The organism is Burkholderia cepacia (assembly GCF_001718835.1).
Lineage (GTDB): Bacteria > Pseudomonadota > Gammaproteobacteria > Burkholderiales > Burkholderiaceae > Burkholderia > Burkholderia cepacia_F.
This window is the reverse complement of the sequence record NZ_CP013442.1, coordinates 296,545-313,799: the sequence shown is the minus strand read 5'-3', so window position 1 is coordinate 313,799 and position 17,255 is coordinate 296,545. Positions and strand designations below refer to the sequence as shown.

13 protein-coding genes and 1 pseudogene are annotated in these 17,255 nt (G+C 65.5%); 11 read left to right on the top strand and 3 right to left on the bottom strand.

Annotated elements, in window-relative coordinates:
- Window positions 1-87 precede the first annotated feature (87 nt).
- The 4 genes and pseudogenes from WT26_RS01175 to WT26_RS01160 all read left to right on the top strand — a co-directional run bounded on the left by WT26_RS01175 (window position 88) and on the right by WT26_RS01160 (window position 4,317).
- A pseudogene (locus tag WT26_RS01175) lies at window positions 88-1,408 on the top strand (paraquat-inducible protein A).
- Between the two features lie 39 nt (window positions 1,409-1,447).
- Window positions 1,448-3,043 carry an intermembrane transport protein PqiB gene (locus tag WT26_RS01170; protein ID WP_069269514.1) on the top strand — a complete coding sequence of 532 codons (1,596 nt, stop codon included), beginning with the start codon at window positions 1,448-1,450 and terminating at the stop codon, window positions 3,041-3,043.
- Window positions 3,040-3,741, top strand: coding sequence for a PqiC family protein (locus WT26_RS01165; RefSeq protein ID WP_069269513.1), 702 nt, complete (start codon window positions 3,040-3,042; stop codon window positions 3,739-3,741). Before WT26_RS01170 ends, WT26_RS01165 begins: the two co-directional genes overlap by 4 nt.
- Before the next feature lie 105 nt (window positions 3,742-3,846).
- The gene (locus WT26_RS01160; protein WP_230461553.1) at window positions 3,847-4,317 is read left to right on the top strand and encodes a TetR/AcrR family transcriptional regulator; all 471 of its coding nucleotides are present in this window, start codon (window positions 3,847-3,849) and stop codon (window positions 4,315-4,317) included.
- Between the two features lie 94 nt (window positions 4,318-4,411).
- Here WT26_RS01160 and WT26_RS01155 read toward each other — a convergent pair whose 3' ends face one another.
- Window positions 4,412-5,161, bottom strand: coding sequence for a TetR/AcrR family transcriptional regulator (locus tag WT26_RS01155; protein ID WP_059715350.1), 750 nt, complete (start codon window positions 5,159-5,161; stop codon window positions 4,412-4,414).
- Between the two features lie 149 nt (window positions 5,162-5,310).
- Here WT26_RS01155 and WT26_RS35055 point away from each other — a divergent pair, with 149 nt between their 5' ends.
- The 7 genes from WT26_RS35055 (at window position 5,311) to WT26_RS01120 (ending at window position 14,526) form a co-directional block, all read left to right on the top strand.
- Entirely contained in the window at window positions 5,311-5,619 is a 309-nt protein-coding gene (locus tag WT26_RS35055) for a hypothetical protein (protein WP_080405946.1), read from the top strand.
- A gap of 12 nt (window positions 5,620-5,631) precedes the next feature.
- A complete protein-coding gene (locus WT26_RS01145) occupies window positions 5,632-6,702 on the top strand; it encodes a VOC family protein (RefSeq protein ID WP_069271997.1) in 1,071 nt (356 codons plus the stop codon).
- A gap of 36 nt (window positions 6,703-6,738) precedes the next feature.
- Window positions 6,739-7,695: a fumarylacetoacetate hydrolase family protein gene (locus WT26_RS01140; RefSeq protein ID WP_069271996.1), complete on the top strand. Its 957-nt coding sequence runs from the start codon at window positions 6,739-6,741 to the stop codon at window positions 7,693-7,695.
- The gene (locus WT26_RS01135; protein ID WP_069271995.1) at window positions 7,692-9,686 is read left to right on the top strand and encodes an acyl-CoA synthetase; all 1,995 of its coding nucleotides are present in this window, start codon (window positions 7,692-7,694) and stop codon (window positions 9,684-9,686) included. The genes WT26_RS01140 and WT26_RS01135 overlap by 4 nt, the downstream gene beginning before the upstream one ends.
- A gap of 114 nt (window positions 9,687-9,800) precedes the next feature.
- The gene (locus tag WT26_RS01130) at window positions 9,801-10,538 is read left to right on the top strand and encodes an OmpW/AlkL family protein (protein ID WP_059766217.1); all 738 of its coding nucleotides are present in this window, start codon (window positions 9,801-9,803) and stop codon (window positions 10,536-10,538) included.
- Between the two features lie 54 nt (window positions 10,539-10,592).
- Complete coding sequence (locus tag WT26_RS01125; RefSeq protein ID WP_069269510.1) at window positions 10,593-13,571, top strand: molybdopterin-dependent oxidoreductase; 2,979 nt, start codon at window positions 10,593-10,595, stop codon at window positions 13,569-13,571.
- A 10-nt stretch (window positions 13,572-13,581) separates the two neighbouring features.
- Complete coding sequence (locus WT26_RS01120; RefSeq protein ID WP_060114507.1) at window positions 13,582-14,526, top strand: 4Fe-4S dicluster domain-containing protein; 945 nt, start codon at window positions 13,582-13,584, stop codon at window positions 14,524-14,526.
- Here WT26_RS01120 and WT26_RS01115 read toward each other — a convergent pair.
- Both WT26_RS01115 and WT26_RS01110 read right to left on the bottom strand, forming a co-directional pair.
- Entirely contained in the window at window positions 14,493-15,725 is a 1,233-nt protein-coding gene (locus tag WT26_RS01115) for a M20 aminoacylase family protein (protein ID WP_420480921.1), read from the bottom strand. The two genes, WT26_RS01120 and WT26_RS01115, sit on opposite strands and share 34 nt — an antisense overlap.
- A gap of 35 nt (window positions 15,726-15,760) precedes the next feature.
- Window positions 15,761-17,230, bottom strand: coding sequence for an aldehyde dehydrogenase family protein (locus WT26_RS01110; protein WP_069271994.1), 1,470 nt, complete (start codon window positions 17,228-17,230; stop codon window positions 15,761-15,763).
- Window positions 17,231-17,255: the final 25 nt, after the last annotated feature.

Sequence of the window (17,255 nt, the reverse complement as noted above, 5' to 3'; positions counted from 1 at the left end):
CACCGGTCCGCAATCTCGAAGCCCGATGCCCGGCGTACCGCGCATCGCGCGGCGCCGGGCCTTCATTACCCGCATGATCGAGTCCCGATGAAATCCGACAACCTGGTCGCCTGCCACGAATGCGACCTGCTGCTTCAGCGTCCGCCGCGCCTGCGCGCGCTGGCGGCACACTGCCCGAGATGCCGCGCTCGCGTGAGCGGTGCGGCGCACGGCCGCCGCTCGCTCGACCGGCTGTGCGCATTGACGGTCGCCGCGCTGGTGACGTGTTGTGTCGCGCAGGCCTTTCCGATCGTCGCGCTCGATGCGGCCGGCATCGCGTCGCACGCGACGCTCGGCGACGCGGTGCTCGCGCTAGGGTCGAACGGTCAGCCGGTGGTGGCCGCGCTCGTGTTCTGCACGACGATGCTGTTCCCGTTGCTGGAGCTGGCTGCATGGCTATACCTGCTCGTGCCGTTGCGCGCGGGCCGCGTACCGCGCCACTTCGCACAAGTGCTGCGCGGCGTACACCGATTGCGGCCGTGGAGCATGGTCGAGGTGCTGATGCTCGGCGTACTCATCACGATCGTCAAACTGACGAACCTCGCACACGTGCTCGCCGGGCCCGCGCTATTCGCGTTCGCAGGGCTTACGATGATGCTCTGCCTGCTGTCGACGATCGAACCGGCCCGACTGTGGGCAGCGCGCGACGAACTCGTCACACTGCAGCCAGGCGATGCCGACCATACGAACCCGCCTCACCCCGACACGGCGCGACAAGCGGCGCCCCGGGCAACGGCAGGCAGCGGATCGGCGGGCATGACGGCCCGCGCCGCGGGATGGATCGCCTGTCACCTCTGCTCGCGCGTGCAGCCGGCACACACATGCGGCCAGCACTGTACACGCTGCGGATCGCCGCTGCACGCGCGCCGCCCGCACGGGCGCGCTCGTCGCCGCCGCTGCGTTGCTCTACATCCCGGCGAACCTGTTGCCAGTCATGCACGCGACCTCGCTCGGCCGAGCCGAGGACGACACGATCCTCGGCGGCGTCGCGTACTTCTGGACGTCCGGCGACTGGGCGCTCGCCGTCATCGTGTTCATCGCGAGCGTGCTCGTGCCAATGCTCAAGCTCGCGATCCTCGCATTTCAGGCGATCGCCGCCCATCGCGGCATGCAATGGCGGCCGCTCGAACGAGCCCGGCTGCATCGGCTGGTCGAACGCGTGGGCCGCTGGTCGATGCTCGACGTATTCGTCGTCGCGCTCACGATCGCGCTCGTGCATTTCGGCTCGTTCGCCGAGATCACGCCCGGCCCCGGAGTGCTCGCGTTCGGCGCCGTGGTCGTGCTGACCATGTGCGCGTCGATGCAGTTCGATCCGCGGCTCATCTGGGACGGTGCGCCGCGCCCGGCCGCCGCCCATCACCAACTCTGAACCGGCGCAATCGCCCGATTTATTTCGAATTCCCAAACGATGCATCCGTTCGATTTACCGCCACCCGAGATCCGGCCGCGCAGCCGCTGGATCCCGTCTCTCGTCTGGATCGTGCCGCTCGTTTGTGCACTGATCGGGCTGTCGCTCGTGATCCGGACCGTCGCCGCCAACGGCCCGACGATCACGGTCACGTTCGCCAACGCCGAGGGCCTCGAAGCCGGCAAGACCAAGGTCCGCTACAAGGACGTCGATATCGGCTCCGTCCAGACCATCACGCTCACCCCCGACTTCAAGCGCGTGGTCGTCAGCATTCAACTGACGCGCGACGCCGCGGGCTTCGCGAACCGCGACACACGCTTCTGGGTCGTTCGACCGCGCGTCGGCGCCACCGGCATTTCCGGCCTCGGCACGCTGCTCTCCGGCGCATTCATCGGCGCGGATCTCGGCCGCTCGCCGCAGAAACAGACCGATTTCACCGGCCTCGAGACGCCGCCTGCCGTCACATCGGACCAGCAGGGCCGACGCTACCTGCTGCACGGCGACTCGCTCGGCTCGATCGACATCGGCTCGCCCGTGTTCTATCGGCATCTGCAGGTTGGTCAGGTCGTCGGCTTCTCGCTCGACAAGGACGGTACCGGCGTCGACGTGCAGGCGTTCGTGAAGGCGCCCTACGACAAGTACGTCAGCGTCAATACGCGCTGGTGGCACGCAAGCGGCGTCGATCTGCGGCTCGATTCGAGCGGCCTGAAACTCAACACGCAGTCGCTGGCGACGGTGATCGTCGGCGGTCTCGCGTTTCAATCGCCGCCCGGACAACCGGACGCGCCGCAGGCAGCCGACAACGCGCCGTTCCGGCTTGCCCCCGACGAAGCCGACGCGATGCGCGACCCCGACGGCACGCCGCTGATGGTCGTCATGCGCTTCGACCAGTCGCTGCGCGGGCTGTCGGTCGGCGCGCCGGTCGATCTGCGGGGCATCGTGCTCGGTCAGGTCACGAACTTCGGGATCGAGTACAACGAACACACGCGCAACTTCAGCATGAAGGTCACGATGGCGCTTTATCCGTCGCGACTGAGCCGACACAGCGATACGGCGCTGCCCGCGCCCGATACGGCCGGCGGCCACGAACTGCTCGAGCACCTGGTGCTCCAGGGGCTGCGCGGGCAGTTGCGCACCGGCAGCCTGCTGACCGGTCAGCTCTACGTGGCGCTCGACATGTTCCCGAAGGCGCCGCGCGCGAGCGTGGACGCGCGCCGCACGCCGGTGGAGCTGCCGACCGTGCCCACCACGCTCGACGAACTGCAGGTGCAGATCGCCGACATCGCGCGCAAGCTCGATCAGGTTCCGTTCGACCGGATCGGCAACAATCTGAACGGCGCGCTCGCGCATGCGAACCAGTTGTTCGGCCACCTCGACGAGCAGGTCGTGCCGCAGGCGCGCGACACGCTGGCCGCCGCGCAACGCACGTTCAACGCGGCAGAGTCGACATTGCGGCAGGATTCGCCGATGCAGTCGGACGTACATGAGGCGATGCAGTCGCTCACGCATACGCTCCAGTCGTTGAACGCGCTTGCGGACTATCTGGAACGTCATCCCGAATCGCTGCTGTTCGGCAAGAAGGGAGACCGGCAATGAAAGCGCGTTCGTTTGGTCGCCTCCGTATGCCGGCGCGCATCGCGACGTGCGTCGCACTCGCGGTGCTGAGCGCGTGCGCGTCGCCGCCTGTGCGCTTCCATACCCTCGCGGCGGCGGACGATGCGGGTGGCGAAGCCGCCGTCTCGCATCCTGCCTGGCTGATCGACATCCAGGGCGTGCACGTCGCGGCGCCGGCGGACGGCACCCGGCTCGTCGTGCAACGCGGCCCCGATCGGACCGACATCCTGGAGCACGAGCGCTGGGCCGCACCGCTCGGCGATGAGATGCGCGGCGGACTGTCGACGCGCGTCGCGTCCCGGCTCGGCACGATCGATGTTCACCGCGTCGCCCACCCGGACGGCGCGCCCGTCTACCGGGTCGCGGTGGACGTCCAGCGGGTCGAGTCGTGGCCGGCGTCGCACGTGCTGCTCGACGCGACGTGGAGTGTGAGTTCCGGGTCCGGACAGCCGGCACTGACGTGCCGCAGCATCGTTCGGTCCGGTGCGTCGACGGGCTACGATGCACTCGTCGACGCGCATCGTCGCGCGCTCGATGCGCTCGCGCTCGGGATCGCCGCGGGCATTCGCGCGGCGGCCGCGCACGCCGCGCCGCCGGCCGATTGCCGCGCGGGCGCACTCGGGCGCCCGATCGCGCCCCCCGCTGTCGATCGCGGCGCGCCGGACGCCCTCGACGATTGAATCGGCGCCGTGACGACGTGACATTTCGCGCGGCGCGATATTGCGCCGCTTCAGCCATTTCCACCGCACGGACAGCACAGGATGAAACCTGCCCGCCTCACCCGCATGCAGCGCCGGCTCGACACCCGCGAACGGCTCATTGCCGCCGCTCGCGAATGCTTCATCGCGAAGGGCTTCGCCGATACGACCGTCGAGCATATCGTCGAGCGCGCGGGCTATACGCGCGGCGCGTTCTATGCGAACTTCGGGCACAAGCGCGAGCTGTTGATCGAGATCCTGCGCCGCGACCGCCCGCGATTACTGACAAAGATGCGGCCTGCAGCGCACAAGCACCGGGGCTCCCGCGCGGTCGACTCCGCGGACATCGCCGCCGGCTGGGAGTGTTTCCCGCTGTGGGTCGAGGTGCACCTGTACGCGCTGCGCGATGCCGGGTTACGGCAGATCGTCGACCGGCTGCACGCCGAGCCGGCGCCACCGACTGCGGCAAGCGGCGCGGCAGACACCCCGGAGCGCATGCCATCGTCGGCCGAATGGGCGGCGGTGCTCGGCGTTGCGCTGTTGCGTGCTGGTGCGTAGGGTCTGTTTACATACGGAACGCACGGCACGAAGAGCTGACCCAGGACACCGCGATGCGTGCGCCGGCTGAACGGCGCACGCCGGGCTCATGGCGTCACCGAGCCGTCTCGGCCGCTTCCACGACCGGCAGCGGCCGGCTCGCGATCTTCTCGGCTTCCGCGCGCTTGAGCCCCAGCGTATGCAGCAGCGTCGCCGCCGTGCGTTCCGGAAAATGCTCTCCGCTGAAGCCGAGTTCCTCGAGGACACCGGCCGCCGGTGCACCCGGAGCGACGAAGTTGAGCTCGGCGGCAATTGCGGTCAGCACCGTACCGCCAACCGAAAGGAAGCCTATGAATGGGTCGGCGACCACGAAGCGCTTCTCGGCGATGCCGCGCTCGATATCCCGCAGCAGGCGCTGACCCAGGCCCATCGTCAGGACGCGCGCCGAAAAGCCCTCGCGTATCAGGAAGTGTCCCCACACCGGCTCGCGCCGCGCGCGCATCAGCGTATGCCGCACCGAGACGGAAATGATTTCCGCCGGGTCGGACAAGCCGCTGGCCAAGCGATCGAGCGAATCCGCGAACTCCTCGAATACCGATTCGACGAGGGTCGCGTAGATCGCCTCCTTCGATTCGAAGTGGTTGTAGAACGAGCCAAAGCCGACGTCGGCGGCCTCGGTGATTTCGTTGATGGCGACGCCTTCCATGCCCTTCTCCGCCATCAGTCTGAGCGCGGCGTCCAGCAGGCGGGCACGGGTCTCCCGCTTGCGGCGCGCGCCACGCGGCTCGCGCTCTTCGGCGACCGCGGGACTGGTTGCCTCCGGAGCGGAGCGCTTTGGTGTCCGGCGACTCGGTGTATTCGTCATGACGTTTCCGATCCTTGTTCGTGCCCAAGTATAGATTCAAATGTCTACATTGACAAAGTCATCATCTATGACTTTAATGTCACCAAAGGCGGCCGAACACGGCCTGATGAACCGATCGAACGACGAATGGAGATACGGTGGAGACACACATGCACACGGGCGCCAGCGCGTCCATTCACGACAGCTCGCTCTCGTCGCCGGAGTGCGGGCTGCCTTCGATGCTCGGCGCACTGATCGCAGGATTCAGGCCAGTCGGCGCCGCATCGGGCCATTTGTCGGCGAGTCGCGGCACCGGCGACGGGGAGCGCCGCTCCGATGCGAAATCGACGATCGACCTCGCGGCATTCATGGTCCGGCCAGTGACTTCGTGCGACGGTGAGATTGCATGCCTGCCGTTGCGCGGCAAGCCCCTCGATGCGACGGCGCCTGCCTTCGCGATTGCCATTCGATCTGCCTGATTGTCATCCGCCATGAAGCTGACCACCCCACAACCGGCTCGCCACCCTCACCCCACAACGAAGGCATCGGCGCTCGCCTATCTGATCTTCGATCGCCCCGATCTCGACGAGGCAGAGCACTTTCTGAACGACTTCGGCCTCCAAACGGTGCTGCGTGACGACACGCTATTGCTGCTGCGCGGAACGGGCACCGCACACTTCTGTTATGTCGTTCGCCTCGCGCCGAAGGCCCGCTTCGTCGGCTTCGGATTGCGGGTCGACAGCCGAGCCGATCTGGAGGCGCTCGCCAAGGTCCCTGGCGCGTCGGAGGTCGAGGCATCGGATTGGCCCGGCGGCGGCCTCCGGGTGCGGCTCGTCGATCCGTCGGGTTTTCGGGTCGACGCGATTGCGGGCCAGACACTGGCCGACACGTTGCCGCATCGCGCTCCGCTCCCGTTCAACTCGGTCGACACGCCCGTGCGGATCAACGAAACGCAGCGGCCGCCGGCGAGCGCGCCCGAGGTCATTCGGCTCGGACACGTCGTGCTCGAGCTCGCCGACTACCAGGAAACCTGCGCGTGGTACACGCGGCATTTCGGGTTCATTCCCAGCGATGTCCAGGTGCTGCCGGACGGCTCGCCTGCGGTTGCGTTCATGCGGCTCGATCTCGGCGACAGGCCGGCCGACCACCATACGCTCGCGCTCGCCCAAGGGTTCGTGCCGACTTATAGCCACAGCGCGTACGAACTGGTCGACGCCGATGCCGTCGGCATGGGCCAGCGCATGCTCCGCGACAACGGGTGGGCGCACGCGTGGGGCATCGGCCGGCACATTCTCGGCAGCCAGGTCTTCGACTATTGGCAGGACCCTTGGGGCGACAAGCATGAACACTACTGCGATGGAGACATGTTCACGGCGGACGTGGCGACGGGCGTGCACGCGGTCAGCCGTGAAGCGATGTCGCAGTGGGGCCCGACGATGCCGCGCAGCTTCACGAAGCCCCGGCTCACGCCGTCGAGCCTCGCGGCGCTGTTTCGCAACCTGCGCCGCAGTCCCGATCTGACGGTCAGCAAGCTGCTGACCCTGGCGAAGCTGTTCGCCTGATCCCCAACCGCCCATTCGACTCACGAGAGACCATTCATGTCACTGCATGTCCTGCACTACCGGCATCAGGGGCGCGCCCAATGGGGCGTGGTCGCCAATGGCGCCGTCACGCCGATACCCGGCGACTTCGAGACAACCGCGAGCTTTCTCGCGGCGAATCCGGTTGAACGACTCGTCACGCTCGACGGATCGAAGATTCCGGAGTCGGACGTGGAGTGGCTGCCACCGGTGACAGCCAACCAGCAATTCGTTTGCCAGGGCGCCAACTATCGCCAGCACATGATCGAGTCCGGCATGAATCCCGACGCGAAGTCATTCAACATGATCTTCACGAAGGCGACCAGCTGCATCGTCGCAGCCGACTCACAGGTCGTGAAACCGCGGCACGTCCGGTTTCTCGACTACGAAATCGAGCTCGGCCTCATCCTCAAACGCGACATCACGTCTCACCAGCAGATCACGGACAAGAACCTGCACGAGTACGTGGCCGGCCTCGTGATCGTCAACGACTATTCCGCACGCGATATCCAGATTCCCCAGATGCAGTTTTACAAGGGCAAGAGCTTCCGGACGTTTGGCCCGGTCGGCCCATATCTGTGCCTGCTCGAGCGGCGTGACTTCCCGAAGCTGAAGGCGCTCGACCTGACGTTGACCGTCAACGGCGCGGTGCGCCAGCAGGACTCGACATCGAACCTCGTCTATGGTCCAGCGGAAACGTTGACCGAATTGTCGGGCGTGCACGACCTTCGCGCCGGCGACCTGCTCGCGACCGGCACGCCGGCCGGATGCGCACTCAGCATCCCGTCGCCGCTCAAGCAGCGGGCCGTTGCGCTTTTTCCCGAATCCGTCAAGTGGAAGATGTTCATGAAGGTTCAGGCCGCACGCCCGCAGTATCTGAAGGCCGGAGATATCGTCGAAGCCCGGATCGCGAGCCGCGATGGAACGATCGATCTGGGCGTGCAACGCAACGAGATCGTGGACGAGGCAGCATGAACGGCATCGCGACCCGGAACGACGTGCTGGCGATCGAAGCGCAGGGCCTTCCGCCCGACCTTCCGACCAGCACATACGAGATGATCTGCGCCGGTGCGGCCATCGATCCGTCCGCCCCCGCCCTCTCCTTTTTCATGACCGCCGACGCGCACCGCGACGCCGAGCGCTGGACCTATCGCGAGCTGGTTCGTGACATCACGCGCACGGCCAACATGTTCACGCGCCTCGGCGTGAGCTCGCATTCGGTGATCGCTTATGTGCTGCCCAATCTTCCCGAAACGCATTTCGTGATCTGGGGCGGGCAAGCGGCCGGCATCGTATGCGCGATCAATCCGCTCCTCGAAGGCGAAGCGATAGGCAATCTGCTCAAAGCGGCCGGTGCCAGCATACTCGTGACGCTTGCGCCATTTCCCGGGACCGATCTCTGGCAAAAGGTCGCGGATATCCTTCATGAGGTCGAGCCGCTGCGGCATCTCGTGCTGGTCAATCCGGCCGATCGTGTGCGGGGCATGGCGCAGTCGGCGGCACGCACGCTCCAGCACGACGCGTGTGCGCGGCTGTACGGCGACGGCGGTTTGCGCAGCGCGGTGCCTGCGCACATCCAGATCCACGACTTCGGTACGGCAATCGCGTGCGAATCCGGTACAGCGCTCGACAATGCGCGCCGCATTCGACCCGGCGACATGTCCTCCTTCTTCTGTACCGGTGGAACCACCGGGTTGCCGAAAATCGCGATGCGCAGCCACGGCAACGAAGTGGCGAATGCATGGAGCGCCGGGCGGTTCTTCGGCGACAGTATCGGCCCCGGCAAAGCGACTTTTTGCGGCTTGCCGCTCTTTCACGTCAACGCCGCGATGGTGACCGGCCTCCTGCCTTTCTCGCGCGGCGCCCATGTCGTGCTCGGCACACCGCAGGGTTACCGAGGCGACGGCGTCGTCAAGCGTTTCTGGGAAATCGTCGAACATCATCACATCAATTTCTTCAGTGGCGTCCCGACGCTTTATGCTTCTCTGCTCGACGTTCCTGCCGACGATCATGTCATCGACTCGCTCGAATACGGCCTGTGCGGCGCCGCGCCGATGCCGGTCGGCGTCTTCAGGGCCTTCCAGGAAAAAACGGGCATCCGGATTCTCGAAGGTTACGGGCTCACCGAAGGCGCATGCGTAAGCAGCGTCAACCCGCCGACCGGCGAGCGTCGGCTGGGATCGATCGGGCTCCGCATCCCCTTCCAGGCGATGAAGGCAGTCGTCGTGGACGATGCGGGACGGTATCTGCGCGACTGCGCAGCCGACGAGGAGGGGCTGCTCGTCATCTCCGGGCCGAACGTCTTCACCGGCTATACGCGTCCCGACCAGAACAAGGCCCTGTGGCTCGATCTCGGCGACGGCAAGCGCTGGCTCAACACCGGCGACCTCGGCCGCTGCGACAGCGACGGTTACTTCTGGCTGACCGGCCGCAAGAAGGAGTTGATCATCCGCGGCGGACACAATATCGACCCGGCGACGATCGAGGAACCACTGCATCGACACCCGGCGGTCCAGATCGCAGCGGCGATCGGGCGCCCCGATGCCTATGCCGGTGAGTTGCCGGTCGCGTATGTTCAGCTCAAGCCGGGCATGACCGCTACCGAACACGATCTGGAAGTGTTCATGCAGCAGGAGATCGCTGAACGCGCCGCCCTGCCCAAGCATGTCCGGATCGTCGAAGCGATCCCGCTCACCGGCGTCGGCAAGATATTCAAACCGGAACTCAAGCGCCGAGAGACGAGTGACGCACTCCGCGCGGCATTGGACCAGGGCGGAGCTCCCGGCGCATCAGTCAACGTCTCGACCGGTGATTCCGGCGGAATGTCGGTCTCGGTCGAGCTGAGCGATCCCGGGCTCGAGACCGCGGCGCGCTTCGTGCTGGGGCGTTTTCCGTTTGCGTTCTCGATCTCGTTCGCCGCGAAACCAATTCGATCGCCCGGTCCGACGGAAACAGATCCGCGGTGACGGAGGCGCGCGACTAGCCGAGACAACAAAAATTCCGAGAGCGGCTCGTCATGATCGATAAGGTATCCAAATTATATGCAGTTCCTGAATCGGACCGGGACAGAGGAGACAAAAATGAATTTCACGCGAACGATGCATTTTGCAGGCGTGGCGGCTTGTATCTGCACGGCTGCACTTGCCGACCATGCAGATGCGCAGACGGCCGGAAGCATCACTACATCGGTTGGATGGCTGCACATCTCGCCGCAGGGCAACGCGACGCCCCTGACGGTGCAAAGTGTGGGCGGCGTATCGGTGAATCAGCAAATGGCGGGTACCGGGGCGCATGCCAGCTCGACGGATACGATGGGAATCACCACCGAGTACTACGTGACCGACAACGTTGGTGTCGCCATGCTGTTTGGACTGCCACTGAAAGTCAATCTGGTCGGTGACGGGACGTTGCAGAAGTATGGCACCCTCGGCACGACAAGGCCGATGCCGCCCGCCATCGAACTTCGATATCACCTGTTTTCAGCCACATCGAGATTCCGTCCGTACGTAGGGCTTGGCGTCAACTACACGTGGTTCACCCAGGTTCGGGCGACCAATCGCCAGTTCGTCTCCGACAGCTTTGGGCCGGGTGGCTCGGCGCGCGCGACACTCAGTTCATCGTGGAACCCGGTGTTCGAGCTCGGGGCGAGTTACGCGATGACCAAACATTGGTCTGTCGGAGCTTCCGTCGGCTACATGCCGGTGAAGACCCACCTCACGTTATACGGACAGACCGCGACCGGGACGCAGATCGTTTCCACATCGACGCTCCGACTCCACCCCGTCAACGTTTTCCTGAACGTCGCTTATACGTTCTAGCGGGTGCGACCCGATGCCAGCCCCCCGCATGGAAGCAACACTTTGGATCGAACGATGAAACGACAGGCTCTCAAGACCATTCTTTTTGCATTGCCCAAGGTTCTGGACCTGACGGCGCGCCGCTTCCCCGCCTATCGCGATCGCCTCGAGGAGCGCAATCTCGTCGCGTGGATCGGGCTCATGGATCAAAGCATCGGTCGCGCCATCGAGTTCAGGAATGGCCGTATCCGGTCGCGCGCCGGCAAGCATCCGCGGCCCGACGTGCGCATGGCCTTCAAGGACGTCGCCACCGCCCTGAAGTTCCTTTCCCCGAGCCCGGACCAGGGCGAAATCGTCCACGCCGCCAAGAACTTCAAGGTGGTCACCGAGGGCGAGGACGAACTGCTGGTTTGGCTCATGCAAACCCTGAACATGATGCGCACCGTCGGCCTGACGATGGGCACGCCCATGCGCGACGGCACCCGACGCTACACGACCTGTACCAATGGCGGGCCCCTGTTCGTCTACGTCAAGGATGGCCGCATCGTCCGCGTGACGCCCATCGAGCTGGACGATACGGATGCGTCAAGTTGGGTGATCGAGGCACGTGGACGCCGCTTCAGCCCGCCACGGCGTGGACTGGTCGCGCCCCACGCGTTGACCCTCAAGTCGCTGGTCTACTCCGACAAGCGCATCCTTCACCCGATGAAACGGGTCGACTTCGACCCTGACGGCGAGCGCAATCCGCAGAACCGCGGCAAGTCCGGCTATGTGCGCATCAGCTGGGACGAGGCCCTGGACATCGTCGCCAGGGAGATCAACCGGCAGAAGCGTGTCCACGGCCCCGGTTCCATCACTTTCCCGATGTCGTCCCACCACCAGTGGGGCAACGTCGGCTACTACCTCAGCGCGCTGACGCGATTCGCCAACCTGATCGGCTTCACCCGGGTCGCCGCGAATCCGGACAGTTGGGAAGGCTGGTACTGGGGCGCCATGCATCATTTCGGCAACTCGATGCGCGTCGGCGTGCCCTCCGGCTATGGCGGCCTCGAGGATGGTCTCAAGGAAGCCGAAATGATCGTCTTCTGGTCCTGCGACCCCGAAAGTACCAACGGGGCCTACGCAGGATTCGAGGGAACCCCACGCCGCCTGTGGGCCAAGGAGCTCGGCATCGAGTTCGTTCACATCGACCCGCACTGCAATCCCACCACACAGCTGCTGGGCGGCCGCTGGATCCCGATCCGGCCGCAAACCGATGCCGCCCTGGCTACCGCCATCATGTACGTCTGGACCGTGGAGGGCCTTTACGACAAGGATTACGTCGCGACGCGGACGACCGGTTTCGACGATTGGAAAGCCTACCTTCTGGGCGAATCCGACGGTACCCCCAAGACTCCCGAGTGGCAGGAGCGCGAGACCGGCGTGCCGGCCAAGGATGCCCGCGCACTTGCCCGCCTATGGGGCAAGAAAAAGGTTCATCTCGCCGTCGGGATGACCGGCGCGGGATTCGGTGGCGCGGGCCGCGGGGCGACCGGGGCGCAATGGGCGCGCTGCATGATCATGATGATGTCCATGCAGGGCTGGGGCAAGCCGGGGGTGAATTTCGGCTGCCTCGAAATCGGCGTCCCGCACGATCTCCAGTTCTACTTCCCTGGCTACGCGGACGGCGGCATTTCAGGCGACCTGGCGTGGACCGCCAATGCGGTGGACAACTACCAGCGCATGCCGCATATCCTGACCATGAATCCCGTCAAGCAGATGGTGCCGCGACAGCAGATGCCCGAGGCGATTCTCAACGGTCACGCCACCGGTTATCTCTGGGACGGCATGTCCCAGGAAGCCCAGTTTGCGCCGTTCACCTATCCGATGCCCGGCTATTCGCCGATCCACATGATCTATCGCTACGGCGGATCCGCGTTCAGTACCGTGACGAATTCCGGACGCTGGACGGAGGCCTACCGGCACTCGAGCATCGAGTTCGTCGTCAATCAGTCGATCTGGATGGAAGGCGAAGCCCAGTTCGCCGACATCATCCTGCCCGCGTGCACTTCGCTGGAGCGTTGGGACATTGGGGAATGGGCGAATTCGGGTGGCTACGCCCACCATGGGTATGGCACGGTCAACCATCGCATGCTGACGCTGCAGCACAAGTGCATCGAACCCTTGGGCGAGTCCCGCTCCGACTACGACATTTTCACTGCCATCCTGACCCGGTTGGGCCTGGGTGGCGTTTTCACCGAAGGCTGTGGCGATCTTGACTGGGTCAAGCGCGTCTTCGACTCGTCGGATCTGCCCGATCACATTTCGTGGCGCGAATTTTGCCGCAAGGGCTATTTCGTCGTGCCGCCCGAAAAGCCCGAGCTGCGTCATCCCGTGGACATGCGTTGGTATGCGCAAGACAGGAAGAAGGACCTGCCGGAACCTCATCCGCTGCCGTCACAGTTCTCGGAACGGTTCGGCAGGGGGCTGCAGACGCCGAGCGGCAAGCTGGAGTTCGTGCCCGAGTTGCTGAAGCGACACACTGCGGACAATCCCGACCGGCCACCGCTCAACCGATATATCCCCTCCTGGGAGGGTCTGCGCTCGGACCTGGCTCGTCGCTACCCGCTGCAGTTGATCGCCACCCACAGCCGCTACAGCTTTCATACCCATTGCGACGGGAAAAATTCTGCAGTGAACGGCATCGACGATCATCGCGCGCTGATCGCGGGGCACCGGTTCTGGCTCCTGAGGCTCAATCCGGCTGACGCCGCCATTCGACGCATTGCGCATCGCGATCTCGTCAAAGTACACAACGACCGCGGCGCCGTGATCTGTGCGGCCGATGTCTCGCCCCTGGTGAACGCTGGCGTGGTGAAATCGTACGAGGCGAGCGCTGAATTTCAGCTGATCGAAATCGATGGCGAGCAAGTCGAGATTGGCGGTTGCATGAACATGCTGACCCCCGACCGGCCGCAGACCTCCGGCACCAGCAGCATGAGCCCGAACTCCTGCCTGGTGCAGGTCGAGAAATGGCGCGGTGCCGAGGCGTTCATGCTCGGTCGCGCAGCGTGAGGAATTTCAGATGAGCAAGTGGAACCTGATTATCAAGGTCGGCCGTTGCGAAAACTGCCAGAACTGCGTGATCGCCGCGCGTGACGAGCACGTCGGCAATGACTTCCCCGGTTACGCGGCACCCGCCGCGGCCAGCGCCGAGAGCCCCATCCGCATCTTGCGTCGTGTACAGGGTGATTCGCACATGATCGAGACCACTTATCTGCCGGTCATGTGCAACCACTGCGACGACGCGCCCTGCATGCGGGTGGGCGGTAGCGCCATTCGCAAGCGCGCCGACGGCATCGTCATCATCGATCCGGACAAGGCGCGAGGCCGAAAAGACATCGTGAAGGCGTGCCCCTACAAGGCGATCGTCTGGAACGAAGAACTGCAGCTGCCCCAGATCTGGATCTTCGATGCTCATTTGCTCGACCAGGGTTGGTCCCGCCCGCGTTGTCAGCAGTCGTGCCCCACCGATGTCTTCGAGACGGTCAAGCTCGATGACGCGGCGATGGCCGAGAAGGCCCGGCGCGAGGGACTCAAGGTATTGCGACCCAACCTGGGCACGAAGCCCCGCGTGTGGTATAGCGGCCTTGAGCGCTGGGAAACGTGCTTCGTCGGCGGAAGTGTCAGCGTCCAGGCAGGAAACGTGGTCGAGTGTGTCACGGATGCGGCCGTCGCCTTATATGCAGGTAATCTGCAGGTTGCCGAAACCGTCTCGGACGGCTTCGGCGATTTCCGGTTCGACGGCCTGGCCAAGGGCAGCGGCCTTTACCGAGTCAAAATCCGACATGCCCTCGGCAACGCTTGGCGCGAGTGCGAATTGGGCGACAGCGCGTACCTGGGCGAGATCAGGCTCGGTCAGAGCCGCTCGGCCCACTCGACAGTGCCGAGTTCGCCGGACACCGTATGCGCTCCGGCGTCACGACGCGATGGGCGTCAGGCACGCGTTCCCGATGAACGCCTGAAGTAAGCCTGTGCCAGGGCAACCCAATACCGGACGCCGGCCGGAATGATGTCGTCGTTGAAGTCGTATTTCGGGTGATGCAGCGCCGGTGAGGCCGCGCCGTCCTGCGCATTGCCGATCAGCACATAAGCGCCCGGCCGCTCCTCCAGCATGAAGCCGAAGTCTTCGGACGTCATGTTCGGCGGCACGTCGCGGCCGACATGCGCGTCGCCGAACGTGTCGCGAATCACCGCTTCGCACAGCGCCGTCTCCGCCGGCGTGTTGACCGTCGCCGGGTAGTACTGAAAAAACGCCACGTCGACCTGCGCGCCATGGGCGCGGGCCAGCCCCTCGCACATGAGCTGGACGTCGCGCTGCAGCTTCTGCTGCAGCGCCGACGACAGCGTGCGGATCGTGCCGCGCAGCTCGGCGGTGTCCGGAATCACGTTGTCCGTCGTGCCCGCATGGAACATGCAGACGGAAATGACCGCCGGGTCGACGGGGTCCTTGTGCCGCGCGGCGATGGTCTGACACTGCAGCACCATCGAGCACGCGAGCGGCACCGGATCGATACCCAGATGCGGCTGCGCCGCGTGCGCGCCCTTGCCCGTCACCGTGATCCTGAAGCGCGAACCCGCGGCCATGATCGGGCCCGTGCGCAACCCGAAATGCCCGGCCGGCAATCCGGGCCAGTTGTGCATGCCGAATACCGCTTCCGTCGGGTATTGCTCGAACAGCCCGTCGTCGATCATCCTGCGCGCGCCCGCGCCGCCCTCTTCGCCCGGCTGAAACACGAAATGGACGGTGCCGGGCAACTGCGGCAGTTCCTTCAGCATGCGTGCGGCGCCGAGCAACATCACGGTATGGCCGTCATGGCCGCACGCATGCATGATCCCGTGCGTGCACGATGCATGCGCGAAGTCGTTGGCTTCGTGGATCGGCAACGCATCCAGATCCGCACGGAGCACGATTCCGCGCCCGGGGTCCGCGCCGGGCAGGCTCGCGACGACGCCCGTGCCGCCCAGCCCGCGCGACACCGCATAGCCGAGCGCCTCGAGCTCGCGGGCGACGACGTCGGCCGTCCGGTGTTCTTCGAATCGCAACTCGGGATGCGCATGCAGGTCGCGGCGCAAGGCCGCCCAGTGTGCGTAATGTGCTTTCAGAGACGTCTCGGGGATGTCGGGGTAGTCCAATTTCGGCACCTTCGGAAAGTAGACGGCTTCCATTCTGTACTGCGCCGCGTTCGCGCGCAGCGGCTGCGTCAGTCGTAAAAGCCGACGATCGACTTGATCTCCATGTATTCCTCCATCCCTTCGATCCCGTACTCGCGGCCGTTGCCCGACTGCTTGTACCCGCCGAACGGCGCCTGCGGGTCCCATGCCGGGTAGTTCAGATGCACCTGCCCCGCGCGGATGCGGGCGGCCACCGCGCGTACGCGTTCCTTGTCGGTGCCCTGCACGTGCGCGCCGAGCCCGTAGACCGTATCGTTCGCGATCGCGACCGCTTCGTCGACGGTGTCATAAGGCAGGATCGCGAGCACCGGGCCGAAGATCTCCTGCTGCGCGATCGCCATGTCGGTGCGCACCTCGGAGAAGATCGTCGGCCGCGCATAAAAGCCGCGGCCGAGACCCGCCGGCCGGCCGGAGCCGCCGGCGATCAGCTTCGCGCGTTCGTCGATGCCCACGTCGATCATCTGCGCGACCCGCCCGAACTGCGCGCGATTGGCCAGCGGGCCGTGCGTCGTGGCCTCGTCGAACGGATCGCCGACCACCATCCGCTCCATGGCCGCGACGGCCAGCTCCTCGACGCGGCCCAGGACGCTGCGCGGCACGATCATGCGGGTCGGCGCGCTGCACGATTGCCCCATGTTGCGGAACGCGGCGGCGACGCCCGGCGGGATCGCACGCGACAGGTCCGCATCCGGCAACACGATATTCGGCGACTTGCCGCCGAGCTCCTGCGCGACGCGCTTGACGGTCGTCGCCGCCGCCTGCGCGACGAGCACGCCGGCGCGCGTCGATCCGGTGATCGACACCATGTCGACCTCCGGGTGCGACGCGAGCGACGCGCCCACTTCCGTTCCACTGCCGCTCACGAGATTGAATACGCCGGCAGGCACGCCCGCATCGGCGACCACCTCCGCGAACAGCAGCGCGCTGAGCGGCGACAATTCGCTCGGCTTCAGCACCACCGTGCAGCCTGCCGCGAGCGCCGGCCCGACCTTCGCGGTGATCTGGTAGATCGGCCAGTTCCACGGCGTGATCAGCGCGCACACGCCGATCGGCTCACGCACGATCGCGGTTGTCCCGCGCCGTTTCCGGAACGGATAACTGGCCAGATTGTCTCGCGCGACGCGAATATGTTCGGCCGCGAGCGGCACGTGCGCGCCGCGGGCATAGCCGATCGGCGCGCCCATTTCCAGCGCGAGTGCCGTGGCGAACAACTCGGCGCGCTCCAGCATCAACGCGTGCACACGGTCGAGCAGCGCCGCGCGTTCTTGCGGCGACGTCGCGGACCAGCGTTCGAACGCATTGCGCGCGGCCTGCACCGCGCGGTCGGCGTCGCGCGCGCCGCCGAGCGGGATCTCGCACAGCGTGTCCTCGGTGGACGGGCTGACGACCGCGAATCGCTCGGCGCCGTCGGGCCACACCCAGTCGCCGTCGATGAAAAAGCGATCCAGCCTTCCGGCTGCCATCAGGTGACGAACCGGTGAATCGATGGGTGAATGCATTGCAGCGTGTCCTTGAGTCGATACC